Genomic DNA, 25691 nt, shown 5'->3' on the forward strand with positions numbered 1-25691 from the left:
CGTGCGGTCTGTAGGTTTGGACGCGTGAGCATCGTTGGTGTCGGGATCGACCTGGTGTCGATTCCCGACTTTGCCGAACAGGTCGACCAACCCGGGACGGTGTTCGCTGAGACGTTCACCCCCGGGGAGCGTCGCGACGCCTCGGACAAGAGTTCGTCGGCGGCGCGGCACCTGGCGGCCCGGTGGGCGGCCAAGGAGGCGGTGATCAAGGCGTGGTCGGGTTCGCGTTTCGCGCAGAAACCGGTGCTTCCGGAGGCGATTCACCGCGACATCGAGGTGGTCACCGACACCTGGGGGCGCCCGAAGGTGCGCCTCTCCGGTGAGATCGCGCAACATCTGGCCGAGGTGACGATCCACGTGTCGCTGACTCACGAGGCCGATACCGCCGCGGCCGTCGCCATCCTCGAGATCTGACGTGTCTATTGCGCGAGGGTGCGTGTTTGCACGGCAACACGCCGCGCATGGACGTACATCTGCGCACGCTCGCGACGGGCGGGATAGCCGCTAACCTCGACGTCATGAGCGATCTGGTGCAGCGAGTCCGCGACATCCTGCCGTCGGTGCGGGCTGACCTGGAGGATCTGGTGCGCATCGAGTCGGTGTGGGCGGACCCGGCGCGACGCTCCGAGGTGCACCGCAGCGCCCAGCGTGTCGCAGATCTGCTGAGCCAGGCGGGTTTTCCGCAGGTGCAGATCGTCGCCGAAGGCGGTGCGCCGGCGGTGATCGCGCACTATCCGCCACCGCCTGGCGCTCCGACCGTGCTGCTGTATGCCCACCACGATGTGCAGCCCGAGGGTGACGCGGGACAGTGGGATTCACCGCCGTTCGAGCCCACCGAACGCGACGGACGCCTCTACGGTCGCGGTACTGCCGACGACAAGGCCGGTATCGCAACACATCTGGCGGCGTTCCGGGCGCACGGTGGCCGGCCGCCGGTCGGTGTGACGGTTTTCGTCGAAGGCGAGGAGGAGTCCGGTTCACCGTCGTTGGGGGCACTGCTCGCCGCGCACCGGGAGGCGCTGAGCGCCGACGTGATCGTGATCGCCGACTCCGACAACTGGAGCACCGAGATTCCGTCGCTGACAGTGTCGCTGCGGGGGCTGGCCGACTGTGTGGTGGAAGTCGCCACGCTGGACCACGGTCTGCACTCGGGCCTGTGGGGTGGGGTGGTGCCTGACGCGCTGACCGTCCTGGTGCGGCTGCTGGCGAGTCTGCACGACGACGACGGCAACGTCGCAGTCGCCGGCCTTCACGAAAGCACCGCGGCACCAGTCGATTACCCGCCTGAGCGCGTACGTGCCGACACCGGGCTCCTGGACGGCGTGGCCGAGATGGGCTCCGGTTCTGTGCCGCAACGGATGTGGGCCAAACCGGCGATCACCGTCATCGGTATCGACACCACGAGCATCGCCGCCTCGTCGAACACGCTGATCCCACGGGCCCGCGCCAAGGTCAGCATGCGAGTGGCGCCCGGTGGCGACGCCGCCGCCCACCTGGAGGCGCTCACCGCACACCTGCGGCACCATGCCCCGTGGGGAGCGCACGTGACCGTCACGCCGGGCGACATCGGCCAGCCCTATGCCATCGACGCCAGCGGTCCGGTGTATGACAAAGCGCGGGCCGCGTTCGCCCAGGCGTGGGGCGTCGAGCCCATCGATATGGGCATGGGCGGTTCGATCCCGTTTATCGCGGAGTTCGCCGCCGCCTACCCGCAGGCGACCATCCTGGTCACCGGGGTGGAGGATCCGGGCACCCAGGCTCACAGCATCAATGAGAGCTTGCACCTGGGGGTGCTGGAACGCGCCGCTACTGCCGAGGCGCTGTTGCTGGCGAAGCTGGGCGATCAGTCCGCCTGATGATCGCTGGCCCGCCGCAGTTGCCGCAGACCGTGCCCGATGCCGTACGTCAGTTGGCCGGAGCCGACATTCCACACCCGGTGTGGCTCAACGAGGTCGGCGGCACCACTTTCGAAGTCGGCCGCGCCGCCGGGCGCCGCTTCATCAAGTGGTCGCCGCACGACAGCGGTATCGACCTATCCGCGGAGGTGGCGCGCCTGCAGTGGGCGCTCGGCTACACGCCGGTGCCGGAAGTGCTCGATCACGGCCGCAACGACGAGGGGCAGTGGCTGGTCACCGCGGCACTGCCCGGCACCAATGCGGTCGCAGCGCGGTGGATCGCCGACCCTCTCCCGGCAGTGACGGGAATCGGGCGGGGACTGCGGGCTCTGCACGATGTCCTGCCGGTGGCGGCCTGCCCGTTCGACTGGCGCGCCGAGAGGCGGGCTGCGGACGCCAATCGTCGGTCCGGGCAACTGAATCCGGCGGAGTGGCCCGCGGAGTTCGCCGGTCTCACCGTCGCGCAAGCGTTGCAGCGAGTAGCCGATCCGCCCCCGGTTGATCGGCTGGTGGTGTGCCACGGCGACGCCTGCGCGCCGAACACGTTGCTGAACGACGACGGACACCCCACGGGCCACGTCGACCTCGGCGAACTGGGGATTGCCGATCGCTGGGCCGATCTGGCAGTGGCGACCTGGAGTACCGAGTGGAACTTCGGTGCCGACTGGACTGATGTGCTGCTCGATGCGTACGGAATCCGAAGAGACCAGGAGCGCATCGACTACTACCGGCTGCTGTGGACCCTCGGTCCTTGATTGGCGGGCTCACAAGGGCGACTTGTGATTGCATGGACTGATGGCGCTCAGCCCCCGCATGCCCGATCTGCCGGCGTTCGAGATGTTGGTGGCTATCGCCAGAACCGGCAGCCTTGGTGCCGCGGGGCGGGAATTGGGGCTGACGCAGCAGGCGGTTTCGGCACGCCTGTCGGCGATGGAGGCTCAGACCGGTGTGCGCCTTGTGGCCCGCAGCGCGCGTGGTTCGCAGTTGACTTCGGCCGGTGCGGTCGTGGCGGAATGGGCAGATCAGCTGCTGGACGTCGCTGGTCACGTCGATGCCGGACTGGCTTCGTTGCGGGCTGCGAGCCGCAAGAAGATGAAGGTGGTTGCCAGTCTGACGGTCGCCGAACAGTTGATGCCCCGCTGGATCGTGTCACTGCAGACCGCCGCCACGCGAACCGGGCGTGAGGCACCGGAGGTCATCCTGACCGCCACTAACAGCGAGCAGGCTATTTCGAGCGTCCGAGGCGGCTCGGCGGACCTGGGCTTCATCGAGAGTCCGGGGGCCTTGACCGGTATTCGAAGCCGTGTTGTGGCGCACGACGACCTCGTGGTGATCGTGCCGCCCGACCACAAGTGGGTGCGTCGCTCCAAAGGCGTTACCGCCGGCGAACTCAGCCAGACCCCGCTGGTCGTGCGCGAACAGGGGTCGGGCACCCGTGACTCACTGACGTCGGCATTGCGCACGGTCTTGGGCCACGAGGTAGAACAGGTGCGTCCGGCGTTGGAGTTGTCTTCTTCGGTCGCCGTGCGTGGTGCCGTGCTGGCGGGGGCCGGGCCGGCGGTGATGAGCAGGCTGGCGGTCGCCGATGACCTTGCGGTCGGCCGGCTTCGCTGCGTCGCGGTACCGGAATTGGACCTGCATCGTGATCTCAGGGCGATCTGGACCGGCGGGCGGACGCCGCCGGCCGGAGTGGTCCGGGACCTGTTGAGTCACATCGGCGGCGCCAACCCGCCACGCTGACGTACGCCGAAGCTACGTGCCGTACTGCAACCACAGCGGCAGCGCGCTGTTGAGCCGCTGCATGAACTTGATGAGTCCGATCCGATACTGCCCGGATCCGAACGAGTCGATTCCGTACTCGGGGAACGCAATCCCGACCCCGAACAGCCCCGGAGCCAGGATCCCGTTCACCGGGTCGTATTCCAGATCCCCCCACTGCGGGGTCGCGGGGAGTTGCCGGCGGGTGAACCCGACGGTGTAGACAACATGGCTACAGGCTTGGAGCTGCTCGGAGAACTCCTTGTCGTCCACCCGATACCGTTCCAAGCGCTCGGGATAGGCCCCGTCGATGTTCTCCCGGGCCCATGTTGCGGCATTTCCCTTCAGGCCAGTGTCGTCGAACAGAATCTGATCACCCAGGTAGACAGCGTATTTGGTTGGGCTCCGATAGAAGTTGACGACCTTGCGGGCACGTGTGTTCAACAGGTTGGGCAGTGCCACCATGGATGAGTGTGACGAGCCGAAGACCGCCACCGTGGCGTCGTCCAATGCCAGCTGACCGAGCTTGTCGGGGTTCAGTGCCACCTCGATCGGAATCTCTTCCAGGTGCGGATGCTGAAGCGTCTTGGGAATCGAACCGACGGCCAGAATCATGTTCTTCGCTTCGATCTCGGCGTCCGGGGTGCGCACCAGCCACCGGCGGTTGCGCAGGGTGAGCTCGGTGGCCACCGCGCGAATGGCGGTGACGCGCTGGGTCAGGTGTTGGGAGATCCATACCAACGGATCGGCGACGAGGCCGAGCGGGCAGGTGTGACCGGGATCGATGTCGGTCAGCTCAAAGTGGGGCGCTTCGGAAAATCGGAACGACGGGGAGCCGTTCAAGTAGTCGAGGAAGAGCGACACATGGGTGTTGCCTGGGACGGCGCGCCATTTGGTGCCGATATCGCCGGCGGCAAAGTCGGGGTCGATCCAGGCGATCTGGTTTTCGGGGACGCCATGGTCGAGCAGCCGGCCCACCGCGGCGATACCTGCGGGACCTGCTCCGATCACTGCCCAGCTGTGCTCAGTCATCTTCCTGCCTTCCAACAGAGTAGGAGTAGCGCGCCGCCTTGGTCGCTCGATCGGAGGCGCCACCCAATCCCGACCGTTGGCACAATGCTCCGCCCGACGGCGGTCCGTGGCTAGAGGGGTTGTTCTTGTCAGGTCACAAGGTCTGATTGTGAGTCGTGGTCAACGCCCTTCGGCTGCCGCTTCCAGCGCGGCGATGTCGAGCTTGACCATCGTGTACATGGCTTGCTTGGCCCGCAGCACCCGCTCTGGGTCTGGATCGGTCATCAACTCCGACAGCCGTTGCGGGATGATCTGCCAGGACAATCCGTAGCGGTCGGTGAGCCAGCCGCACTGGACTTCCTTGCCGCCAGCGCTCAACGCTTCCCAGTAGTGGTCGACCTCGGCCTGGTCGGCGCAGTAGACCTGGATCGAGATGGCCTCGTCCAACGTGAAGTTCGGTCCGCCGTTGATCGCGGAGAACGGCCGCCCGTCGAGCTCGAACAACACCTCCAGTGGGCTGCCGTCGCGCTCGGGGTTCTCCGCGCCCCAGTAGGAGGTATCGGTGACCTTCGAATTGGGAAATATCGACACGTAGTACTCGGCAGCTTCCAGCGCCTGGGTGTCGAACCACAAACTCGTCCGGATGACCGGCATGCGCTGCTCCTTCTCGGTCGGCGGAAGAGCGACCTCAGGGGTCAGACCGACAGATCGCGCCGCAGTTTCGCGACGTGCCCGGTGGCCCGCACGTTGTACTGGGCCTCGGCGATCTTGCCCTGCTCGTCGACGACGAACGTCGAGCGAATGACGCCCTGCACGGTCTTGCCGTACATCTTCTTCTCGCCGTAGGCGCCCCAGGCCGCCAACACCGACCGGTCCGGGTCGGACAGCAGCGGGAAGGTCAATTCCTCGGTGTCGCGGAATTTGGCCAGTTTGGCGGGCTTGTCGGGGGAGATGCCGACGACGTCGAGGCCGGCGTCGTTGAACTCTCGCAGGTTGTCCCGGAAGTCGCAGGCCTGCTTGGTGCAGCCCGGCGTCGAGGCGGCCGGGTAGAAGTAGACGACGACCCGTCGTCCCCGGTAGTCGGCCAGTGACACGGTGTTGCCGTCGGCGTCGGGAAGACTGAACGCGGGCGCTTCATCGCCGGGCGCCAGGCGTGCGGTGTCGGTCAACAACTGCCCCTTTCTGCTCGCCGGGGCATGAGACGAACCCCGGCTGCTCTAGGGTAGTTCGACAGGGGCAGCATCGGACAGGGAGGACGACAGTGGCGGAACGCGATCCCGACACGATCAAGAAGGACATCGATCAGGCCCGCGAGCAGCTGGCGTCGACGGTCGATATTCTCGCGGACCGGGCCAACCCCCGTCGGCTGGCCGACCGCGCCAAGGCCCGGGCGGTCGAGATCGTCACCCAACCTGCGGTGATAGCGTCGCTGGCCGGTGTCGGTGGACTGATCCTCATCCTGACGATTCGCCGAATCCGCAACCGTTAGGTCCCCGCGCGCCGACGCGAAAATTGGGTCTGGTGGCGTGAGGCTGCCGGGACGAAGATGTTGCGGTGCGCGCCCAACAGCCCCCGGCGCCGCGGCCTGACCCGATCGGCTACACGCTCAAGCGGCTGGTACTGGGACGGCCGCTGGTCACCGGTGCGCTGCGTTCCGAGCGGCTGTCGAATCCGGTTGCACTAGGAGTACTTTCACCCGACGCGATCTCCTCAAACGCCTATGGCGTCGAGGAGATCCTGATCGAGTTGCTGCCGTTCGCGGGCCTGGCCGCCTTCGCGCTGCTGCTGCCCATCACCGGCGTGGTGCTGCTGATCCTGGTGTTGGTCACCGCGTCGTATCGCCAGGTGGTGATGACCTACACCCGGGCCGGCGGTTCCTACATCGTCTCGCGGGAGAACTTCGGGCCCCGGGTGGCGCAGGTCGCCGCCGCGGCGCTGCTGATCGATTATGTGGTGACTGTCGCGGTGCAATCCGCGGCCGGCACCGTCGCCGTCGTCTCGGCGATCCGCCCACTAGGCCCCTACAGCCTGGAGATCACCGTCGCCGTGGTGATCGTGATGTGCTACGCGAACCTGCGCGGTGTGCGCGAAGCCGGCCGCACGTTCGCGATACCGACGTATTTCTTTATAGCCATGCTCGGGCTGATGATCGTCACCGGTGTGGCGCGCGAGATCTTCTGGGGCTTACCGGTTTACGACGCAGAGCACCTTCCCGGAGCGGTGCCGGTGCACCAGGGCAACGGGCTGATCATGGGGGCGACCGTCCTGGTGGTGCTGCGTGCCTTCGCCAACGGCGGGTCGTCACTGACCGGTGTGGAAGCGATCTCCAACACCGTCAGCGTCTTCCAAAAACCGCAGGGTGTGAACGCCCGACGAGTGCTCACCACGATGGCGTGCATTCTGGGTTTCCTGCTGGCCGGGGTCACCTACCTGGCCTACCGCACCCACACCCCGCCGTACGCGGTCGGGTATCCCTCGGTGCTGTCCGAGGTGGCCCGGGCGGTGTTCGGCGGTGGCTGGGTGGGCCAGGTCTTTTACGTGCTGGTGCAGACGGCGACAGCATTAATCCTGTTCACCGGAGCGAACACCAGCTTCAACGGGTTTCCGATGCTGGCCAGCTTCGTCGCCGAAGACCGATTCCTGCCCCGCCAGTTGACCAAGCGCGGGCACCGGCTGGTCTTTTCCAACGGGATCATCGTGCTCACTGTCTTGGCGGTGACACTGCTGGTGGTCACCGGCGGTTCGGTCAACGCGCTGGTGCCGTTCTACGCGATCGGGGTGTTCACCGGATTTGCGATGGCCGGCTACGGGATGGCCAAACATCATGTGACGCATCGGGAATCGGGTTGGCGCTACAAGCTCGTCATCAATTTCTCGGCAGGGTTGCTGTCCACCGTGGTGGTGGGGATCTTCGCGGTGGCGAAGTTCACCGAGGGAGCCTGGCTGGTGGTGGTTGTGTTCCCGCTGCTGGTGGTGGTGCTGATCCGGCTCAACCGGGAATACCGGGCCGAGGCCGCGATCCTGGAGCGATTCCGCACCGACCGGCCCGACGTCGTCAAATACGCCCGTCACCGCGTAATGGTGTTCGTGCATTCGCTGGATCTAGCGGTGCTCGAAGCCCTGCGCTACGGCAGAGGGCTCTACGCCGACGACCTCGTCGCGGTGCACCTGGTGGTCGACGCCGTGCACGCCGCGCTGCTGCAGCAGCGCTGGGAGTACTACGGACTCGATACACCGCTGCGGGTGGTCGACTGCCCGGACCGCCGGCTGACGCGCACCGCCCAGCAACTGGTCGACACCGCGCGGGCCCAATATCCGGACTGCCACGTGACCGTGTTGTTGCCCCGACGCACGTACGCGCCGCTGCTGGGTCGGCTGCTGCACGATCGCACCGCCGACAAGATCGCCAAGGCCGTGAGCCAGGTCCCCGACGCGGCGGCAACGATCGTGCCCTACGACGTGCAGTCGCGTGTGCGGCAGGCGTTTCCGGATCTGTTCGAACAGCGCCTTCTGCGCGAGGTGGGGAAGATCCAGCAGTGGGTGGCGCGCCACGACCAGCAGGACGTGGACCGCTACGAGCATCCCGCGCCGCCACCGGACGCCATCGCGGTGGACGCCCTCATCGTCGGTCACCTGTCCACCATCGAGGGCCGGGTCAACGAGGTCGATGACAGCATCAGTCGCGGCAAGCCGGTCCGCGTCGCGGTGGTCGGCGACGGAACCGGAGAGCTGCGCGCGACTTTTCATGCGGGACGGGGCACCGACATCGGCCCGGGTGACGTGGTAGCGCTCACAGGCAAGGCTCGACGCAACGGCACCGGGCCGGTGTACATGACCGACCCCAGCTACCGGATCGTCAAAGAGACGGAGGAGTCGGCGCCGTCGCAATAAGACGAAACGGCCGGGAGGGACTGAGGGTCCCTCCCGGCCGCCGTTGCGTTCTACATATTCAGGAATCGATAGGTCTAGAAGCCCAAGGCGTCCCACAAACCGCCGTCCAACAGGTCAGTTCCGGCCGCACCGAGGTCCGGCACCTCCACGGCGTTGACCGGCAGGTCCGCGGTGCCCACAGTGAGGGCCTCGGCTGCGCGGGCCGGCCACTGGTTCAGCAGCAGGTCGAAGATGCCATCTTCGGTGAGTATGCCCGTGAAGACGTCCTCGGTCTCGGGCACGATGTACCCGTTGAGCACGGTGTTCAGCACGTCAGCGGGCAGGTTGAACAGCGCCCCTAAGTCGCCGCCGGCTGCAGCGGTGATGTTCTGGGTCAGTTGGTAAACGGCACCAATCATCGGCGACATCATTGCATCGCTGACCTGCTTGATGAAGGCCCAACCATCGAGGGGACCGATGAATTCGTTCAGCAGGCTCGACTGGTTCATCATCTCGCGGGCGGGAATGGACAGCACCGGGCCCAGGGACTTGCCCATCTCCTCAATACCGTAGAGGTACCAGATGTTGAACTCGTTGAATGCGTTGAAGGGGTCTCCCTGCGACATATAGTCGGAGATCCGTTCCATCAGCACCTCGAGCCCCGGGTACCGGACGGGGTTGGACTCGTCGCCGTCGATCATCTTGTCGAGCGCCTCGTTGATGCCGGCGAAGCCCGAGGTGATGAAGCGAGGTGACATGCCCTCCCGCGCGTCCAGCGGGACGTCTTCCATGCCGATGATCAGCTGGGCGTAGTCGCTCCAGTTGCTGCTGTACTGGCCCAGCAGAGTGTTGACGTTGGAGTTCTCCATCAGCGCGGCCAGGTTCTCGCTGGTCCGCTCGAACAGCGATTCCCAGCCGGTCAACTGCACAGCCTGTTGCCGAATGGTGTCCTGCAGCATGGGCGCAACCGGGTTGACGGCGATAAGGCCCGCTCCCGCCAACGCGATCCCGGCGGCCGCTAGCCGGGTTGGTCGGCCGTTGCCGAGCCTGGTCGTATCGGGCTGTAAGACGAAGTTCACGGTCGTGGCTCCTTATACCTACCTGCTGTACTGAACCCTAGGGTTTGGGAACAGAATCCTGCGAGTTGAGGAGCGAACGTTATCATAGGCAAACCTAACCTATGGAGCTAAATGTGAAAAGCCTAGATGAACATTAGGTAACGTCACAGGTGCGGACTGTGGTACGTGACGTGCAAGCGACGGCCTGGCAAATGTTGCGGGGCGGCGATCTTCGCGGACGCGAGAGTCAAGTAGGCGCTCGGAGAACGAATTCCGTGCCCGTATGGGGCCACGGCTGGTGACCCGGCGCGATATGAATGGAGATGGCTGGCGAGCGCACTCGCCGTCAGTTGTGGCTAAGGAGCACCTGAGGATGACGCGAGGGTGGGCAATCGCCGGGTACGGCGATGCGGGGGCGATTTGATAGCGCGAAGCGATGCCGCATAGGCAAACGACGATGAAAATATCCTCTGAGCGAAGTGCGCCGTCAGGGTTTCGAACCCCGGACCCGCTGATTAAGAGTCAGCTGCTCTACCAACTGAGCTAACGGCGCTGGGCGGTCAAGAACCGCGAAAGAGACAATAACAGGCACCGCGCCGGGAGACGAAATCGCGACGTCAGAGCGCTCTTTCGGACGGCACAGCGGCAGTGCCGATTACCCACTAGACTGCCTGCGAGCAGCATCAGCACGGTCAGGTGGGAAAAGCATGAGGCACGTTGGTTTGGCACAACGCTGCCGGGGGTTCGGGTCCCGGGCAGCGGCATTGCTGGTGGTTGCCGCCGCGGTGGCGAGCGTGAGTGCGTGCGGCAGCAATGCCGACGCCGAAGCGGCCAAGATCATCACCGACAAGGGCACCCCCTTCGCCGACCTGCTCGTTCCCAAGGTCAGCGCGTCGGTCACCGACAAGGCCGTCGGCGTGGCGGTGGACGCCCCGGTGACGGTGAGCGCCGAGGACGGCGTGCTCGATTCGGTCACCATGGTCAACGAGTACGGCGCCGTCGTGGACGGCAAGCTCAGTGCCGACGGGCTGACGTGGGCCACATCCGAGCAGCTGGGCTACAACAAGCGGTACACGGTCAACGCGAAGGCGCTGGGCCTCGGTGGTGTGACCAGCCGGCAGATGACATTTCAGACGCACTCGCCGCAGAACCTGACCATGCCTTACGTGATGCCGCGCGACGGCGAGGTCGTCGGAGTCGGCCAGCCGGTGGCGATTCGGTTCGACGAGAACATCGTTGACCGCGAGGCGGCCGAGAAAGCGATCACCATCACCACCGAGCCTCCGGTGGCGGGCGCCTTCTACTGGCTGAACAATCGCGAGGTGCGGTGGCGGCCGCAGGCCTTCTGGAAGCCCGGAACCAATGTGGACGTGCAGGTCAACACCTACGGGGTGGACCTGGGCAACGGGGTGTACGGGCAGGACAATGCGGCCAGTCACTTCGTCATCGGCGACGAGGTGATCGCCACCGTCGACGACGACACCAAGTCGATGGTGGTGCGCATCAACGGCGAAGTGGCCAAGACCATGCCCGTGTCGATGGGCAAGGAAAGCACCCCGACCAATAACGGCACCTACATCGTCGGTGAGCGTTTCGCGCACATCGTCATGGACTCGTCGACCTACGGCGTGCCGGTCAACTCGCCCAACGGGTATCGCACCGACGTCGACTGGGCCACCCAGATCTCCTACAGCGGCATCTTCGTGCACTCGGCACCGTGGTCGGTCGGGGCCCAGGGCTACGCCAACACCAGCCACGGCTGCATAAACGTCAGCCCCAGCAACGCGCTGTGGTTCTACGACCACGTCAAACGCGGCGACGTGGTGCAGATCAACAACACCATCGGCTCGCTGCTGCCCGGCAACGAGGGCCTCGGCGACTGGAATGTGCCGTGGTCCCAATGGCAGGCCGGCAACGCCAACGACCCGGTGCGCTGACGCGCTAGCCGCCGTCAGGCCGGGGGCGGTCCGCCTTCCTCGCGCAGGTATTCCTCGTTGCCATTGGGGTAACCCCCGCCGAACGTGGTGATGTGCACGTGGTCGTAGTGGCCGTTGCCGCGACCACTGGGCCCGCCCGGCGTGTAGTAGGTGCCGCGCCAGATCGCGTCCTGCATGGCGAACCGACCGGCGTTCTGCCGGACGTAGTCGACGATCTGATCTCCCAACGCGATGCCCTCCGGACTGCCGGGGTTGGGGATCATCACGTCGATGGCCAGGCCGGAGGGATGCCAGCGCTGGCCGTCGGGACGTACCCCGATCATGTTGTGAATCTGCGGAAACGCTTCGCTGATGCTGCGCGCAACGAGAATCGTCTTGACCTGCATGCCGTGCTCGTTGACGATCCCCGGCGGCAGCGCGTGCGGTGCCGGCATGGACCAGTTGGTCACCAGATCGGGTGCGGGTGGTCCCCAGTCCTGCGGAGGCGGCGGAATGTCCTCCGGCGGCGGAGGCGGTCCATCTTCGGGCGGTGGGGGTGGCGCGTCGTCTGGAGGCGGAGGCGGCAGGTCTTCCGGCGGCGGAGGAACGTCCTCCGGCGGCGGGGGTGGCCCGTCTTCAGGCGGTGGGGGAGGTGCGTCCTCCGGTGGCGGCGGGGGCGCGTCCTCGGGGGGAGGCGGCGCATCGGCGGCGGCGGGAGGTGGCGGTTCGTCGTTGTTTCCCGGCTCGGCACCGACGCCGCCAGCCAAGAACACAGCGGCCGGCAACAGAGTCGTCGCGGCCAGAACCGAGGATTTCATGCGCAGATCTACTAGTCCTTGCGTGAGCACGCAGGGAACCGTAACCAAAACGTTACCTCGACATCAACCCGGCACGCGGAACGCCGGTCTGTGGCGAGTGTCTGTGTGCCGGTAGGGAACGAGGCCAACGATGGCGCTGTTTCCGGTAACGATGCAGGTCACGGGAGTGAATTCATCGAAACGCCTGAGCGCTTCCTGTGTAATTGCTAGTCTTCGCCGGCGGTCAACTTCGACGAGGGAATCCAATAGTGACAAAGGTCAAGCGGTTTCTGTGTGGAGCGACCGTCGCCGGCCTGGTGGCCGGAACGGGAGCGGTGGTAGGGACGCAGACGGGGCTGTCCGCCCTGACCGCCGACTGGATGCTTGCCGCCGAACACGTGCTGCTGATCGGCACCGACGGCACCAACTTGGACAAGATCCTGGAGTACGCCTACAACTCAGACAGCGGCTTCAAAACCGCGATGGACCAAGGCATTACCGGAACTGCGAGCCTGGTTAACCACACCACCTTCTCCGGCCCGTCGTGGTCGACAATCTTGACCGGCGTGTGGGACGACAAGCACGGGGTGACCAACAACCTGTTCAGCCCCGACCCGTACAACCAGTGGCCGACGGTGTTCAACCTTCTCGAGTACTACAAGCCGGAGATCAACACCTCGGTGATCGCCGACTGGGACTACATCAACGACATCGCTGCCGCGGGCGGCTATCCGGTCGACAGCAACATCTTCGTACCCTTCGAGACCAACTGGGCCGACGCCGACGCGCTGGTCACCGCGCAGACCATCGCCCAGATCCTGGCGACCGCGGACAACCCGGACGACATCTCCAACTTCCTGTTCTCCTACCAAGTGCAGGTCGACGAGGCCGGGCATGCGTTCGGTGGCGGGTCGGCCGAATACGCCCAAGCTGTCGTGAATGTGGGCGCCAACATCCAGCAGATCCTGGCTGCGGTGGCGCAGGTCAAGGCGCTCACCGGGGACGACTGGTCGATCATCATCACCACCGACCACGGCCATCAGCAGTCGCACGACATCTTGGGGCACGGCTTCCAGTCGCCCAACGAGACATCGTCGTTCGTCATCTTCGATCAAGCCGGCGATCACGCGACCGATGGCAGCCAAAACCTGAACTACTCCACCGTGGACATCACGCCCACGATCTTGTCGCTCTTCGGCGTCCCACTGCGGTCGAACTTCGACGGTGTCTCGATGGCCGACGACCCCTCCATCCTGAACAGCATCGTCACGCCCGCGGACCTCAAGCAGGCGCTGCTCGCCGCGCTCGCGAATTACGGCTACCCCAATATCGGCAACGACATCGAACTGGCCATCCGCACCGTGGTCACCTCCATCCCGTACGGGCTCAACCTCGTTGTCACCGAGATCGACAAGCTTCTGCAGTCGATCGTCGATCAAGACATCTTCCTGATCAGTGGACTGGCCCAATTCGCCCAGCAGATCAACGATTTCGTTGGCGGTCTGGTGGTCGACACGAGCGTGGCGCTGGCTCGAGGCGTTGCGTTCCTGACCGGATCGGGGTACATCGCGCCGACCGACCCGCCGCTGCCGCTGCCTGGCGCCTCGGAGTTCTCGGACCCGTGGGGGCTCCTTACCGGCGACGGCAACCTGTTCGCGCCTGACCATTCGGTAGGGGGATTCGAACTGCCCTGGCTGCTGGACGCCTGACAGGTCCGGGCGGGGTCAGGGCTTGATCCCTGGCCACGGGTGTCCCCAACGGAACGGCGGGCGTAGGACATCAAGTTAGGGTAGCCTAACTTCATGCCTATAACGTGGATGGACACAGTGATACGCCAGGTGCGCCGGGTCGGTGACTTCCCCTTTCCGCACCAGGCCGCCTTCCTGCTGGACAATCCGATTCACCGACGCCTTGTCAATCCTGGTGGCGTAGTCGGGCAGCTAGCGCTTCGCGGAGGTGAACGAGTGCTGGAGATCGGACCTGGTCCGGGGATCTTCAGTATCGAGATCGCCCGCCGGCTGACGACCGGCCACCTCGATCTTTTCGATGTCCAACCGCAGATGCTGGAGAAGGTGAAGCAAAAAGTCGAAGCTGCCGGCTACCGGAATGTGCAATTTCACTCGGGCGACGCCAGTGACGGGCTTCCTTTCCCCGACAGCACTTTTGATCTTGCATTTCTGGCCAGCGTGCTCGGCGAGGTTCCGGACAAAGCCGCATGTGCGGTGTCCTTGCAGAATGTGATCAAGCCGGGTGGGAGGCTGGTCTTCCAGGAGATATTCCTTGACCCCGATCGACTCGGCGTCGCAGAACTACGCGGTCTTTTCGAACCCAGGGGCTTTGTGCTCAAGTCCGCGACGGGAAGCCGGTGGCGTGACATCGTGGAGTTCATCCGGGGTGGGGGCGCATAGGCTGCGCGGTGACGCCAGACTGGGGCTGTTGCGCCCCACTACACGGGTGCCACAAGGTCGGGCTAGAACCCTAGAAACGAGTCAGGCCCCCTCGAAAGGGGGCCTGACTTGCTGGGGTGGCTGACGGGACTCGAACCCGCGACACCCAGGATCACAACCTGGTGCTCTACCAACTGAACTACAGCCACCATTGCTGCCCGACTAGCAAGCAGCGTCGTCGATACTAACCGCTTGGGCGCTCAGCGACCGAATCGATATCGTCGGGCGCGTCCACCGGCGGCCCCAGTTCCCCGGCGATCGCGGCAATGTCGCTGGTAGACGGCCCGGGCGGGGCGACGAACGCGGTGCGGCGGTAGTACTTCAATTCCCGGATGGACTCCTGGATGTCGGCCAGTGCGCGGTGCGCCAGGCCCTTTTCGGGCTGGCCGAAGTAGATCCGCGGATACCACCGACGGCACAACTCCTTGATCGAGCTGACGTCGATCATCCGGTAGTGCAGGTAGTCGTTGAGGGCGGTCATGTCGCGGGCCAGGAAACCGCGGTCGGTGCCGATCGAGTTGCCCGCGAGCGGCGCCGTCTTGGCCTGCTTGACGTGGGTGCGGATGTAGTCGAGCACCATCGCCTCGGCGGTGGCCAGATCGACCGTCGACGCCCTGACCTCGTCGATCAGGCCCGATCGGGTGTGCATCGCGGTCACCACGGGGCTCATCGCGTCCAGGTCCGCGTCGTCGGCGTGGATCACCACGTCAATACCGTCGCCCAGGATGTTCAGCTCGCCGTCGGTGACCAGGGCGGCAATCTCGATGAGCTTGTCCGACCCCAGATCCAGGCCGGTCATCTCACAGTCGATCCAGACGAGTTCGTCTCGTGCAGCACTCACAGTGAGCCAACGTTAGCCGTTCGCCCCCGCCATAGCCGCACAGCGGTACAGACCGGCCAAGTAATGTCGTGACCTGTGAGTCCCGAGTCGGCGGCGAACGCCGCGCAGCAGATCGCGGCGGGCTACGTCGCCGACGGCCAGGCCCTCGAATTGGGCACGGTGGTCATCGACGACACCGCAGACGCCTCCGCGCAGGTCCGCATTCCGCTGGCCACCATCAACCGTCACGGTCTGGTGGCCGGCGCCACCGGCACCGGCAAGACCAAGACCTTGCAGGTGATCGCCGAGCAGCTGTCGGCCGCCGGCGTCCCGGTGCTGATGGCCGACGTCAAGGGCGACCTGTCCGGGCTCTCGCGGGCGGGGGAGGCCGGCGACAAGATCACCCAGCGCGCCACCGAGACCGGGGACGACTGGACTCCGACGGCGTTCCCGGTGGAGTTCCTGTCGCTGGGCACCGGCGGTCTGGGAATCCCGGTGCGCGCCACCATTTCCAGCTTCGGACCCATTCTGTTGTCGAAGGTGTTGGGGCTCAATGCCACCCAGGAATCGACCCTCGGGCTGATCTTTCACTGGGCGGACCAGAATGGCTACCTGCTGCTGGACCTGAAGGATTTGCGTTCGGTCATCACGTTTTTGACCAGCGACGCCGGCAAACCTCAACTGAAGAACCTCGGCGGGGTATCGGCTCAGACCGCCGGGGTGATCCTGCGTGCCCTGGTCAACCTGGAGGCCGAAGGCGGCGACACCTTCTTCGGTGAGCCGGAGCTCAAACCGGAGGACCTGCTGCGCACCGACAGTCAGGGCCGCGGCATCATCTCGCTGCTGGAACTGGGCGATCAAGCCGCCCGCCCGGTGTTGTTCTCCACCTTCTTGATGTGGGTGCTCGCCGACCTGTTCACGCTGCTTCCCGAGGTCGGCGACGTCGACAAGCCCAAGCTGGTGTTCTTCTTCGACGAGGCGCATCTGCTGTTCACCGACGCGTCGAAGGCGTTCTTGCAGCAGGTCGAGCAGACCGTGAAGCTGATCCGCTCCAAGGGCGTCGGGGTGTTCTTCTGCACCCAGTTGCCCACCGATGTGCCCAACAGCGTGCTGTCGCAGCTGGGCGCCCGGATCCAGCATGCGCTGCGCGCGTTCACCCCCGATGACCAGGCGGCGCTGAGCAAAACGGTGCGGACCTACCCGAAAACGAAGGTCTATGACCTGGAGTCGGCGCTGACGTCGCTGGGGATCGGCGAGGCGATCGTCACCGTCCTGTCGGAGAAGGGCGCCCCCACCCCGGTCGCCTGGACGCGGCTGCGGGCACCGCGATCGCTGATGGCCTCCGTCGGTGACGCGGCGATCACCGCCGCAGCCACCGCAAGCCCGCTGCACGCCGTCTACAGCGAGACGGTGGATCGCGAGTCGGCCTATGAGATCTTGTCCGGCAAGCTCACATCGGGGGAGGGCAGTGCGCCGCCGTCGGACGCCCGGGGCTACGACGAGCTGCCGCCGGCGCCGAAGCTGCACTGGTGGACGCGACTGGGACGCTGGATCAAGGGCATCTTCGCCAGCCCGGCGGCCAAGAGCTTTGCCCGTTCGGCGGGCACAGCGATGGGCCGCGAGATCACCCGGGGCATGATGGGCACCGGCCGGCGTCGGCGGTAACTGGAGCGTTAGTCCCCGCCGAGCTTTTTGTATACCGCCCCCACGATCGGCGTGACGATGGCGCGTGGCGCGTAGCCGCTGGCCATCGACATGGCCTTGGAGGTGATCCCGGGCACCACGCGCATCTTGTTGCGCGCCAGCGCATCCAGCGACAGCTTCGCGGTGTGCTGGGTGGAGATCCACAAGAAGTCGGGGATCAGCCGGTCGACCAACGAGGCCTCGGTGGCATCAGGCATCTCGGCGCGCACCGGCCCGGGCGCCAACAAGGTCACGTGCACCCCGGACCCCCGCAGCTCGCCGCGCAGTGACTCGCTGAACGTGTTGGCAAACGCCTTGGTCGCGGCGTAGGTGGCGTTGTTGGGGATCGGTGAGTTGCCCGCCGCCGAACCGGAGATCAAGATGCCGCCGGCGTGGCGCTCGAGCATGCCGGGTAGCACCGCCAGGACCAGGTCGTGCACCGCCACCGCGTTCAGCTGCACCTGAGCCTTCTCCGCTGCCGGGTCCAGGCCGGAGATCGGCCCGAACGTCGCGGTTCCGGCATTGGCGCACAGCACCGAGATGTCCCGCTCGGCCAACTCAGCGCAGAACGCGTCACGCGCCGGCGGGTCGGCCAGGTCGACCGCCCGGACCTCCACCGCGACCCGGTACGTGTCCCGCAACCGCGCCGCCACGTCGTTGAGCACGTCTTCGCGGCGCGCGGTGATGATCAGGGCGTGGCCGCGGGCGGCCAGCTCGGTGGCCAACGCCTCACCGATCCCCTGGGACGCTCCGGTGACGACGGCGCGGGCATCTGGGCTGGGAGCAGGAATCGGCATGGGGCAATCGTAGAGTGCCAGTCATGGGTGAGCCTGGGGCGGACAAGCCGGGGCGATCCCGGATCGTGGCGTGGGCCCTGTGGGACACCGGTGCGGCCGGCGTCAGCGCCATCGTGGTGACGTTCGTCTACTCGGTGTATCTGACCAGCAGTGTCGGTCGTGAGCTACCCGGAGAGGTGTCCCCGGCGAGCTGGCTGGGCCGCACCCTGGCCCTCTCAGGGCTGACCGTGGCCGCGGTGGCGCCGGTGATCGGGGTCTGGGTGGCCGCCCCGCACCGTCGTCGCGTGACGCTGGCGGTGCTCACCGGTACCGCGGCGGTGTTGACGGCCTCGATGAGCCTGATCCGTGACGAGCCGGCCTATCTGGCTCCGGGCCTGCTGCTGCTGGCGCTCACCGCCGCGTGCGGTGACCTGGCCAGCGTGCCCTACAACGCCATGCTGCGGCAGCTGTCGACCCCGCAGAACTCCGGCCGGATCTCCGGCTTCGGCTGGGCGGCCGGCTATGCCGGCAGCGTGGTGTTGCTGCTGCTGGTCTACGTGGGCTGCATCGCCGGCAGCGGTCCGACGCGCGGCCTGCTCGGCTTGTCCACCGAAGGCGGCCACAACGTTCGGGTGGCGATGCTGATGGCGGCGGCCTGGCTGACGGTGTTCGCGTTGCCGTTGCTGCTCACCGCGCACCGGTTGGCCGGCGAGGGTGAGCCGCCTGCGCCGCGGCTGGGCTTCTTCGGCGGTTACCGCCGGCTGTGGCGCGACATCACCGCCGAATGGCACCGCGACCGCAACTTGGTCTTCTATCTGGTGGCCAGCGCGATCTTCCGCGACGGACTGGCCGGGGTGTTCGCGTTCGGCGCGGTGCTCGGCGTCAACGTCTACGGCATCTCAGCCGGCGACGTGCTGATCTTCGGGGTGGCCGCCAGTGTGGTGGCCGCACTCGGGGCGATCGCCGGTGGCCTGCTCGACGACCGGATCGGGTCCAAGACCGTCATCGTGGGCTCCCTGGTCGTGATGATCGCTGCCGGCACCACGCTGATGACGCTGTCGGGGCCGGGGGCGTTCTGGGCCTGCGGGCTGGTGCTGTGTCTGTTTATCGGGCCGACCCAATCCTCGGCGCGCACCTTGCTGCTGCGGATGGCCCAAGAAGGCCGGGAGGGGTTCGAAGGGGTGGCGTTCGGCCTCTACACGATGACCGGTCGGGCGGTGTCGTTCCTGGCGCCATGGCTGTTCTCGGTCTTCGTCGACGCCTTCGGCACCGACCGGGCGGGCATGGGCGGGCTGTGCACCGTCCTGCTGCTCGGTCTGCTGGCGCTGCTGCCGGTGCGGGTCCGCAGGGTTTGACGGCGACCCGCTTCGCCCGACTTCGCCGCGCTTGCGATCGCCTTAGCCAGCTGCCGCGCACACCGTGAGAATAGAACCGGTGCGCTGACGGACCTGGGCGCCGTCCACCGATACCGAGCAGGTGACCTGCTCGCCGAAATTGACCACCGTGACCGCCGCAGCCGTCGTCGCCGGCGGCGTCAGCGTCACCTGCTTGGTCCACGGCAGGGACACATTGAACTCGGTCTGCAAAATACCGCCGGAATCGATGTAGGCGATGCTGAGCGCCCGACCGGTCCCGCTCACGCTGTAGACAATCGTCTCGGGCACCCCGGCGGTGGTCGACGTCGTCGGCGGAGGCGTGGTCGGTGTGGTGCTGGGCGCCGGCGTCCGCGACGGGGGTGTGGTGGTGGGAACGCGCTTGGGAACCGGCGTACTGGGGGCTGTCGGCAACGGGGTCACCGGTGTGACGGTGGCCGAATTGCGTTGCGAGCCATTGGCGATCACCAGGGCGATGACCATGCCGACCACTAGCAGCACCGCGGCACCGGCGACCAGGAACAGCCAGTTCGGGAACCGTGGGGGCTCCGGCGGTCCACCCTCGCCGCCGCCTACCGGCCCACCCGGCGGGGGCTGGGGCGCCTCCCAGTGCTGCCGCGGCAGCTGCTCGGTGGGGTGCGGAGCCTGTGGCGGATAGCCGGGCGGGTACGTCGGGAGCTGCCCGGCGTAGGCCGGGTCGACGTAGGGCGGATAGCCGGAAGTCGGCGGCTCAGACGTTCCACCGCGCTGCCACGGCTGGTTAGAGCCCTCCGGTCGGTACGGATCGGTCATGCCCACCTCATGGGTTGCAGGGTACCTGCGGCGGGCGTCGGCGGCCGGGACGTCGGCGTGCCCGGCCTAAATTGCGGCCGCGCCCAGCGCGCTGATCGTCATCGCCCGCAACACCGCTCGCGACCGCTCCGGGCCCGCTGACTTGGCGCCGTTGGGCTTCATGCTGTGCGGGGTCGAGTTCAGCAAGCCGAACGCGGCATGGGCCATCAGCCGTGCATCGGTTTCGGCCAGACCCGCGTGCAGCGTGCGCAACACGCTCACCCACACCTCGACATACTGCCGCTGGGCGCTGCGCACCTGGCGCTGGGCGGCGGCCGGAAGATGTGCTAGGTCACGGTCCTGGATACGGATCAGATCCGGCTCGCCGAGGGCGAAGTCAAGGTGAAAGTCGACCAAGCCGTCCAGCACTTCCTGCGGTCCCTGTCCACCCGCTTCGACGGCGCGCGCCCCGGCGAGCAACCGGGTGCTGATACCGACCAGCAGTTCGACCAGCAGTGCTTCTTTGCCTGCGAAGTGTCGGTAAATGGCCGGACCGCTGACTCCTGCGGCCGCACCGATGTCCTCCAACCGCACTGCGGGGTAGCCGCCCTGCGCGAAGAGGCGTTCGGCGGCTGCGAGCAACTGGCTACGCCGGTCGGACTTCAACCGGCTGCGCCGGTTGGCCGGCTCGTCGTCGCCCGCCGAGTCGGCCGAGATGGACTTCGGAATCGAAGAAGCCATCGCACCTCCGCTCCATCGTGGACATCTCAGTTAATGGCCACTAACGTAACACCCGTCGCCTGGGAACACATCTGGCTTCGGGCGACATCGGTGGAGGCTCGATGGCAACTGCGGTACCCGCGGCACAGGACGACTTGTCCTACGCCCGCGGCGGGGCCGAGCCCGCGCTGTTGGAGGCGACGATCGGCTCCAAACTCGCGGCGATCGCCAGCACTTTCCCCGATCACGAAGCGTTGGTTGACATTGCGTCGGGTCGGCGTTGGAGCTACGCCGAGTTCTTAGCCGATGTACGGCGACTGGCAACCGGGCTGCTGCAGGCCGGTATCGGCACGGGGGAGCGGGTGGGAATTTGGGCGCCCAACTGTGCCGAATGGGTGTTGACCCAGTACGCCACCGCCCAGATCGGCGCGATTCTGGTCAACATCAATCCCGCGTACCGCTCCCACGAATTGGCCTATGCGCTCAAGCAGTCCGGGGCCGCGATGGTCATCTCGGCTTCGCGTTTCAAGACCTCCGACTACGTCGGAATGCTGGGGGAGGTGGCCCCCGAATGCCTGGACCTGCGCGAGGTGGTGTTCATCGGCGGTCCCCGGTGGCAGGAGCTGGCCGGCACGTCGATCGATGCGACCGCACTGGCGCAGGTGGCCGCGACACTGAGTGCCCATGACCCGATCAATATCCAATACACCTCGGGTACAACGGGTTACCCCAAGGGCGCGACGTTGAGCCATCGCAACATCCTCAACAACGGCTACCTGGTCGGTGAGCTGCTCGGCTACACCGAAGCGGACCGGATCTGCCTTCCCGTGCCGCTCTACCACTGCTTCGGTCTGGTGATGGGGAGCCTGGCGGCGACCAGTCACGGCGCGACCATCGTCTTGCCGGGTCCCGGCTTCGACCCGGTGGCCACGCTGCGAGCGGTGCAGGATGAGGCGTGCACCAGCCTTTATGGGGTGCCCACCATGTTCATCGCCGAACTCGGTCTGGCCGACTTCGGCGAGTATGACCTGACCAGCCTGCGTACCGGGATCATGGCGGGATCGCCGTGCCCGGCCGAGGTGATGCGACGCGTCATCGACGACATGCACATGGCCGGGGTCGCGATCTGCTACGGCATGACCGAGACCTCCCCGGTCTCGGCCCAAACCCGCAGTGAGGACTCGCTGGAGCAGCGAGTGGAGACCGTCGGGCAGGTCGGCCCCCACCTGGAGATCAAGCTGACCGACCCGGTCACCGGTGCGACGGTGCCGCGTGGGCAGGTCGGCGAGCTGTGCACCCGGGGCTACTCGGTGATGACCGGTTACTGGAATGACCCGGACAAGACCGCGGCGGCCATCGACGCGGGCGGCTGGATGCACACTGGCGATCTGGCCGTGATGGATGGCGACGGCTACGTCCGAATCACCGGCCGGATCAAGGACATGGTGATCCGCGGCGGGGAGAACATCTACCCGCGCGAGATCGAGGAATTCCTCTACACCCATCCCGACATCCGCGACGCCCAGGTCATCGGCGTGCCCGACGAAACCTACGGCGAGGAGCTGATGGCGGTGGTGATGATGCGCGACGGGGCGCCGCCGTTGACCGTCGAGCAGCTGCGGGAGTTTTGCACCGGCCGGCTCGCACACTTCAAGGTGCCGCGCTACGTGCGGGTCGTGGCCGAGTTCCCGATGACGGTCACCGGGAAGGTCCGCAAGGACCAGATGCGCCAGCAGGCAATCGAGCATTTGGGCGGCGGCTGACAAGGCTGCTCGAGAATGGTATTCTCTGGCATCAGTTAATGAACATTAACTGAAATGAGGAGGCGCGCGTGGCGATAGATAAGGTCGTGGCGACGGCGGCAGAGGCCGTGGCCGACGTGACCGACGGCGCGTCACTGGCGGTAGGCGGGTTCGGACTCTGCGGCATACCGGAGGCGTTGATCGAGGCCCTGCTGTGGCTCGGGGTCACCGATCTGGAGACGGTGTCCAACAACTGCGGTGTCGACGGAGTCGGGCTGGGAGTGCTCTTGGAGCACAAGCGCATCCGCCGCACGGTCAGTTCCTACGTGGGTGAGAACAAGGAGTTCGCCCGGCAGTTCCTGTCCGGTGAGCTCGAGGTGGAACTGACCCCGCAGGGGACGCTGGCCGAGCGGCTGCGTGCCGGCGGCGCCGGCATCCCGGCGTTCTACACGCCCACCGGTGTGGGCACCCAGGTTGCCGACGGCGGCCTGCCGTGGCGCTACGACGGGGCCGGCGGGGTAGCGGTGGCCTCGCCGCCGAAAGAGACCCGGGAGTTCGACGGCCGAACCTATGTCTTGGAGCGAGCGATCCGCACCGACTTCGCACTGGTGCACGCCTGGAAGGGCGACCGGCACGGCAACCTCGTCTACCGCGAGGCCGCCGCCAACTTCAACCCGGAATGCGCTGCGGCAGGCCGGATCACCATCGCCGAGGTCGAGCACCTGGTCGAGCCCGGCGAGATCTGCCCCGCCGAGGTACATACCCAGGGAGTCTTCGTGCACCGCGTGGTGCACGTGCCTGATCCGATCAAGCGAATCGAGCGGGAGACGGTGCGCGCGTCATGACCCTGACAAGAGATGAACTGGCCGCACGGGTGGCCGCCGAGCTGCGCGATGGGCAGTACGTCAACCTGGGCATCGGATTGCCCACCTTGATTCCCAACCACATCCCCGACGGCGTCAGCGTGGTGCTGCACTCGGAGAACGGAATCCTCGGGGTCGGCCCCTACCCGCTGCGCGAAGACCTCGACGCCGACCTGATCAATGCCGGCAAAGAAACAGTGACCACCCTGCCCGGCGCCTCGTTCTTCTCGTCGTCGGCGTCGTTCGGAGTCATCCGCGGCGGCCACCTGGACGTGGCCGTCCTGGGCGCCATGCAGGTTTCGGCCGCCGGCGACCTGGCCAACTGGATGATCCCCGGCAAGATGATCAAAGGTATGGGCGGGGCGATGGACCTGGTGCACGGAGCGCGCCGGGTGATCGTGATGATGGAACACGCCGCCAAAGACGGCAGCGCCAAGATCGTCGAGCAGTGCACGTTGCCGCTCACCGGTGCCCGCTGCGTCGACCGGATTATCACCGACCTGGCCGTCATCGACGTCACCGAGCAAGGTCTGAAGCTGATCGAGACAGCCCCGGGTGTCGCCGTCGACGAGGTTATCGCGAAAACCGACGCTCCGCTGGATCTTTCGGCACTGTCATGACGGCACCGGCATTCGCTGACGAACACCGTCGTCTGGTCGCGGAACTCAACACCAAGCTGGCGACGGCCGCCCTGGGCGGCAACGAGCAGTCCCGGCAGCGCCATGTGGCGCGCGGCAAGCTGCTGCCGCGCGACCGGGTCGACCGGTTGCTGGACCCCGGCAGCCCCTTCCTGGAATTGGCGCCGCTGGCCGCCGACGGGATGTACGACAACGAGTGCCCCGGGGCCGGGATCATCACCGGGATCGGTCGGGTATCAGGTCGCGAATGTGTGATCGTCGCCAATGACGCCACCGTCAAGGGCGGCACCTACTACCCGGTGACGGTCAAAAAGCACCTGCGCGCCCAAGAGGTGGCACTGGGCAATCGGCTGCCCTGTCTGTACCTGGTGGACTCCGGGGGAGCGTTCCTGCCACGCCAGGACGAAGTCTTCCCCGACCGTGAGCACTTCGGGCGCATCTTCTACAACCAGGCGACCATGAGCGCTCAGGGTATTCCGCAGATCGCGGCCGTACTCGGCTCGTGCACCGCCGGCGGCGCCTACGTCCCGGCGATGAGCGACGAGGCCGTCATCGTCCGCGAGCAGGGCACCATCTTCCTGGGCGGACCGCCGCTGGTGAAGGCCGCTACCGGCGAAGTGGTGACCGCCGAAGAACTCGGCGGCGGCGACCTGCACTCCAAGGTCTCCGGGGTCACCGACTATTTGGCGGACGACGACGAGCACGCGCTGCGCATCGTGCGCCAGATCGCCGCGACCTTCGGGCCGCGCCCCGAAAGTCCGTGGGAGATCAGCGACTCCGCTGAGCCTCAGCATGACCCGGCCGAGCTCTATGACGTAGTTCCGCCGGATCCACGGGTGCCCTATGACGTGCGGCAGGTGATCGTCCGGCTGGTCGACAACAGCGAGTACAGCGAGTTCAAGGCCGAGTACGGCAAAACCTTGGTGACCGCGTTCGCGCGCATCCATGGCCACCCGGTCGGGATCATCGCCAACAACGGGGTGCTGTTCGGTGAATCCGCGCTCAAGGGGGCGCACTTCATCGAACTGTGCGATAAGCGCTCGATCCCACTGGTGTTCCTGCAGAACATCGCCGGGTTCATGGTCGGCCGCGACTACGAGGCCGGTGGTATCGCCAAGCACGGAGCCAAGATGGTCACCGCGGTGGCCTGCGCGCGGGTGCCCAAGCTGACGGTCGTGATCGGCGGCTCCTACGGGGCGGGCAACTACTCCATGTGTGGTCGGGCGTATTCGCCGCGGTTCCTGTGGATGTGGCCCAACGCGCGGATCTCGGTGATGGGTGGTGAGCAGGCGGCGTCGGTGCTGGCCACCGTGCGCGGCGATCAACTCGATGCCGCCGGCAAGCCCTGGTCGGCGTCCGACGAGGAGGCCTTCAAAGCTCCGATCCGTGAGCAATACGAGGTGCAGGGCAACCCGTACTACTCGACCGCGCGGTTGTGGGACGACGGGATCATCGACCCGGCCGACACCAGAACAGTGCTGGGCCTGGCGCTTTCGGTCTGCTCGAACGCGCCTTTGGACCCGGTCTCCTACGGCGTATTCCGGATGTGAGCG

The 25691-nt window shown here is 66.3% G+C and carries 24 protein-coding genes and 2 tRNA genes; 15 read left to right on the forward strand and 11 right to left on the reverse strand.

Translation table 11 applies throughout. The features are described 5' to 3' along the window. Positions 1 to 24 precede the first annotated feature (24 nt). The 4 genes from ACKY0W_RS07035 to ACKY0W_RS07050 all read left to right on the forward strand — a co-directional run bounded on the left by ACKY0W_RS07035 (position 25) and on the right by ACKY0W_RS07050 (position 3635). Positions 25 to 414: a holo-ACP synthase gene (locus tag ACKY0W_RS07035; protein WP_409436960.1), complete on the forward strand. Its 390-nt coding sequence runs from the start codon at positions 25 to 27 to the stop codon at positions 412 to 414. A 104-nt stretch (positions 415 to 518) separates the two neighbouring features. Continuing rightward, a complete protein-coding gene (locus ACKY0W_RS07040; RefSeq protein ID WP_409436961.1) occupies positions 519 to 1856 on the forward strand; it encodes a dipeptidase in 1338 nt (445 codons plus the stop codon). Continuing rightward, the gene (locus tag ACKY0W_RS07045) at positions 1856 to 2650 is read left to right on the forward strand and encodes an aminoglycoside 3'-phosphotransferase (protein ID WP_409436962.1); all 795 of its coding nucleotides are present in this window, start codon (positions 1856 to 1858) and stop codon (positions 2648 to 2650) included. The genes ACKY0W_RS07040 and ACKY0W_RS07045 overlap by 1 nt, the downstream gene beginning before the upstream one ends. A 40-nt stretch (positions 2651 to 2690) precedes the next feature. After that, positions 2691 to 3635: a LysR family transcriptional regulator gene (locus tag ACKY0W_RS07050; protein WP_409436963.1), complete on the forward strand. Its 945-nt coding sequence runs from the start codon at positions 2691 to 2693 to the stop codon at positions 3633 to 3635. A 12-nt stretch (positions 3636 to 3647) separates the two neighbouring features. Here the strand turns inward: ACKY0W_RS07050 and ACKY0W_RS07055 are convergent, their stop codons facing one another. The 3 genes from ACKY0W_RS07055 to bcp form a co-directional block, all read right to left on the reverse strand. Next, positions 3648 to 4685, reverse strand: a complete 1038-nt coding sequence (locus ACKY0W_RS07055; RefSeq protein ID WP_409436964.1) for a pyridine nucleotide-disulfide oxidoreductase — start codon at positions 4683 to 4685, stop codon at positions 3648 to 3650. A gap of 159 nt (positions 4686 to 4844) precedes the next feature. Further along, positions 4845 to 5318, reverse strand: coding sequence for a VOC family protein (locus ACKY0W_RS07060; protein ID WP_409436965.1), 474 nt, complete (start codon positions 5316 to 5318; stop codon positions 4845 to 4847). A 41-nt stretch (positions 5319 to 5359) separates the two neighbouring features. Beyond that, positions 5360 to 5833 carry a thioredoxin-dependent thiol peroxidase gene (bcp, locus tag ACKY0W_RS07065; RefSeq protein ID WP_409436966.1) on the reverse strand — a complete coding sequence of 158 codons (474 nt, stop codon included), beginning with the start codon at positions 5831 to 5833 and terminating at the stop codon, positions 5360 to 5362. A 92-nt stretch (positions 5834 to 5925) separates the two neighbouring features. Between bcp and ACKY0W_RS07070 the strand changes: the two genes are divergently transcribed. Both ACKY0W_RS07070 and ACKY0W_RS07075 read left to right on the forward strand, forming a co-directional pair. After that, positions 5926 to 6153 (forward strand): DUF3618 domain-containing protein, encoded by a 228-nt coding sequence (locus ACKY0W_RS07070; RefSeq protein WP_409436967.1) that lies wholly within the window; start codon positions 5926 to 5928, stop codon positions 6151 to 6153. A gap of 65 nt (positions 6154 to 6218) precedes the next feature. Then, complete coding sequence (locus ACKY0W_RS07075; RefSeq protein ID WP_409436968.1) at positions 6219 to 8555, forward strand: amino acid permease; 2337 nt, start codon at positions 6219 to 6221, stop codon at positions 8553 to 8555. Positions 8556 to 8629: 74 nt separating this feature from the next. On the opposite strand, the gene ACKY0W_RS07080 is transcribed toward ACKY0W_RS07075, so the two are convergent. Both ACKY0W_RS07080 and ACKY0W_RS07085 read right to left on the reverse strand, forming a co-directional pair. Then, the gene (locus ACKY0W_RS07080) at positions 8630 to 9613 is read right to left on the reverse strand and encodes a hypothetical protein (protein ID WP_409436969.1); all 984 of its coding nucleotides are present in this window, start codon (positions 9611 to 9613) and stop codon (positions 8630 to 8632) included. A 459-nt stretch (positions 9614 to 10072) separates the two neighbouring features. Then, a tRNA-Lys gene (locus ACKY0W_RS07085) sits at positions 10073 to 10145 on the reverse strand. Between the two features lie 154 nt (positions 10146 to 10299). Here ACKY0W_RS07085 and ACKY0W_RS07090 point away from each other — a divergent pair. Next, positions 10300 to 11529 carry an Ig-like domain-containing protein gene (locus tag ACKY0W_RS07090; RefSeq protein WP_409436970.1) on the forward strand — a complete coding sequence of 410 codons (1230 nt, stop codon included), beginning with the start codon at positions 10300 to 10302 and terminating at the stop codon, positions 11527 to 11529. Between the two features lie 14 nt (positions 11530 to 11543). On the opposite strand, the gene ACKY0W_RS07095 is transcribed toward ACKY0W_RS07090, so the two are convergent. Continuing rightward, on the reverse strand, positions 11544 to 12326 hold the full coding sequence (locus tag ACKY0W_RS07095) for a hypothetical protein (protein WP_409436971.1): 783 nt from the start codon (positions 12324 to 12326) through the stop codon (positions 11544 to 11546). 248 nt (positions 12327 to 12574) lie between these two features. Here ACKY0W_RS07095 and ACKY0W_RS07100 point away from each other — a divergent pair, with 248 nt between their 5' ends. Both ACKY0W_RS07100 and ACKY0W_RS07105 read left to right on the forward strand, forming a co-directional pair. Beyond that, the gene (locus ACKY0W_RS07100; protein ID WP_409436972.1) at positions 12575 to 14014 is read left to right on the forward strand and encodes an alkaline phosphatase family protein; all 1440 of its coding nucleotides are present in this window, start codon (positions 12575 to 12577) and stop codon (positions 14012 to 14014) included. Between the two features lie 108 nt (positions 14015 to 14122). Continuing rightward, positions 14123 to 14713 carry a class I SAM-dependent methyltransferase gene (locus ACKY0W_RS07105; protein ID WP_409437677.1) on the forward strand — a complete coding sequence of 197 codons (591 nt, stop codon included), beginning with the start codon at positions 14123 to 14125 and terminating at the stop codon, positions 14711 to 14713. A 112-nt stretch (positions 14714 to 14825) separates the two neighbouring features. Here the strand turns inward: ACKY0W_RS07105 and ACKY0W_RS07110 are convergent. After that, positions 14826 to 14901 (reverse strand) — tRNA-His (locus ACKY0W_RS07110). A 35-nt stretch (positions 14902 to 14936) separates the two neighbouring features. Further along, positions 14937 to 15593 carry an oligoribonuclease gene (gene orn, locus ACKY0W_RS07115; RefSeq protein ID WP_409436973.1) on the reverse strand — a complete coding sequence of 219 codons (657 nt, stop codon included), beginning with the start codon at positions 15591 to 15593 and terminating at the stop codon, positions 14937 to 14939. Between the two features lie 75 nt (positions 15594 to 15668). Here orn and ACKY0W_RS07120 point away from each other — a divergent pair, with 75 nt between their 5' ends. Further along, entirely contained in the window at positions 15669 to 17237 is a 1569-nt protein-coding gene (locus ACKY0W_RS07120) for a helicase HerA-like domain-containing protein (RefSeq protein ID WP_409436974.1), read from the forward strand. An 8-nt stretch (positions 17238 to 17245) separates the two neighbouring features. Here the strand turns inward: ACKY0W_RS07120 and cmrA are convergent, their stop codons facing one another. Further along, on the reverse strand, positions 17246 to 18052 hold the full coding sequence (gene cmrA, locus ACKY0W_RS07125; RefSeq protein ID WP_409436975.1) for a mycolate reductase: 807 nt from the start codon (positions 18050 to 18052) through the stop codon (positions 17246 to 17248). 23 nt (positions 18053 to 18075) lie between these two features. On the opposite strand from cmrA, the gene ACKY0W_RS07130 reads away from it, so the two are divergent. After that, positions 18076 to 19386, forward strand: coding sequence for an MFS transporter (locus ACKY0W_RS07130; protein WP_409436976.1), 1311 nt, complete (start codon positions 18076 to 18078; stop codon positions 19384 to 19386). Between the two features lie 42 nt (positions 19387 to 19428). On the opposite strand, the gene ACKY0W_RS07135 is transcribed toward ACKY0W_RS07130, so the two are convergent. Together ACKY0W_RS07135 and ACKY0W_RS07140 are read right to left on the reverse strand one after the other, a co-directional pair. Next, the gene (locus tag ACKY0W_RS07135) at positions 19429 to 20196 is read right to left on the reverse strand and encodes an MmpS family transport accessory protein (RefSeq protein ID WP_409436977.1); all 768 of its coding nucleotides are present in this window, start codon (positions 20194 to 20196) and stop codon (positions 19429 to 19431) included. Between the two features lie 66 nt (positions 20197 to 20262). Beyond that, complete coding sequence (locus ACKY0W_RS07140) at positions 20263 to 20916, reverse strand: TetR/AcrR family transcriptional regulator (RefSeq protein WP_409436978.1); 654 nt, start codon at positions 20914 to 20916, stop codon at positions 20263 to 20265. 101 nt (positions 20917 to 21017) lie between these two features. Between ACKY0W_RS07140 and ACKY0W_RS07145 the strand changes: the two genes are divergently transcribed. The 4 genes from ACKY0W_RS07145 (at position 21018) to ACKY0W_RS07160 (ending at position 25688) form a co-directional block, all read left to right on the forward strand. Then, entirely contained in the window at positions 21018 to 22658 is a 1641-nt protein-coding gene (locus tag ACKY0W_RS07145) for an AMP-binding protein (RefSeq protein ID WP_409436979.1), read from the forward strand. 74 nt (positions 22659 to 22732) lie between these two features. After that, complete coding sequence (locus ACKY0W_RS07150; protein WP_409437678.1) at positions 22733 to 23482, forward strand: CoA transferase subunit A; 750 nt, start codon at positions 22733 to 22735, stop codon at positions 23480 to 23482. Beyond that, positions 23479 to 24120 (forward strand): 3-oxoacid CoA-transferase subunit B, encoded by a 642-nt coding sequence (locus tag ACKY0W_RS07155; protein ID WP_409436980.1) that lies wholly within the window; start codon positions 23479 to 23481, stop codon positions 24118 to 24120. Before ACKY0W_RS07150 ends, ACKY0W_RS07155 begins: the two co-directional genes overlap by 4 nt. After that, complete coding sequence (locus ACKY0W_RS07160; protein WP_409436981.1) at positions 24117 to 25688, forward strand: carboxyl transferase domain-containing protein; 1572 nt, start codon at positions 24117 to 24119, stop codon at positions 25686 to 25688. The genes ACKY0W_RS07155 and ACKY0W_RS07160 overlap by 4 nt, the downstream gene beginning before the upstream one ends. The last annotated feature ends 3 nt before the right edge of the window (positions 25689 to 25691 follow it).

It is taken from the genome of Mycobacterium sp. SMC-14 (assembly GCF_046250075.1).
GTDB lineage: Bacteria > Actinomycetota > Actinomycetes > Mycobacteriales > Mycobacteriaceae > Mycobacterium.

What these genes read in the sequence shown, in the direction of transcription:
- ACKY0W_RS07040 (WP_409436961.1), top strand. Translation starts at nt 519, where the DNA reads ATGAGCGATCTGGTGCAGCGAGTCCGCGACATCCTGCCGTCGGTGCGG.
- ACKY0W_RS07045 (WP_409436962.1), top strand. Translation starts at nt 1,856, where the DNA reads ATGATCGCTGGCCCGCCGCAGTTGCCGCAGACCGTGCCCGATGCCGTA.
- ACKY0W_RS07050 (WP_409436963.1), top strand. Translation starts at nt 2,691, where the DNA reads ATGGCGCTCAGCCCCCGCATGCCCGATCTGCCGGCGTTCGAGATGTTG.
- ACKY0W_RS07055 (WP_409436964.1), bottom strand. Translation starts at nt 4,685, where the DNA reads ATGACTGAGCACAGCTGGGCAGTGATCGGAGCAGGTCCCGCAGGTATC.
- ACKY0W_RS07060 (WP_409436965.1), bottom strand. Translation starts at nt 5,318, where the DNA reads ATGCCGGTCATCCGGACGAGTTTGTGGTTCGACACCCAGGCGCTGGAA.
- ACKY0W_RS07090 (WP_409436970.1), top strand. Translation starts at nt 10,300, where the DNA reads ATGAGGCACGTTGGTTTGGCACAACGCTGCCGGGGGTTCGGGTCCCGG.
- ACKY0W_RS07095 (WP_409436971.1), bottom strand. Translation starts at nt 12,326, where the DNA reads ATGAAATCCTCGGTTCTGGCCGCGACGACTCTGTTGCCGGCCGCTGTG.
- ACKY0W_RS07105 (WP_409437677.1), top strand. Translation starts at nt 14,123, where the DNA reads ATGGACACAGTGATACGCCAGGTGCGCCGGGTCGGTGACTTCCCCTTT.
- cmrA (WP_409436975.1), bottom strand. Translation starts at nt 18,052, where the DNA reads ATGCCGATTCCTGCTCCCAGCCCAGATGCCCGCGCCGTCGTCACCGGA.
- ACKY0W_RS07130 (WP_409436976.1), top strand. Translation starts at nt 18,076, where the DNA reads ATGGGTGAGCCTGGGGCGGACAAGCCGGGGCGATCCCGGATCGTGGCG.
- ACKY0W_RS07135 (WP_409436977.1), bottom strand. Translation starts at nt 20,196, where the DNA reads ATGACCGATCCGTACCGACCGGAGGGCTCTAACCAGCCGTGGCAGCGC.
- ACKY0W_RS07140 (WP_409436978.1), bottom strand. Translation starts at nt 20,916, where the DNA reads ATGGCTTCTTCGATTCCGAAGTCCATCTCGGCCGACTCGGCGGGCGAC.
- ACKY0W_RS07145 (WP_409436979.1), top strand. Translation starts at nt 21,018, where the DNA reads ATGGCAACTGCGGTACCCGCGGCACAGGACGACTTGTCCTACGCCCGC.
- ACKY0W_RS07155 (WP_409436980.1), top strand. Translation starts at nt 23,479, where the DNA reads ATGACCCTGACAAGAGATGAACTGGCCGCACGGGTGGCCGCCGAGCTG.
- ACKY0W_RS07160 (WP_409436981.1), top strand. Translation starts at nt 24,117, where the DNA reads ATGACGGCACCGGCATTCGCTGACGAACACCGTCGTCTGGTCGCGGAA.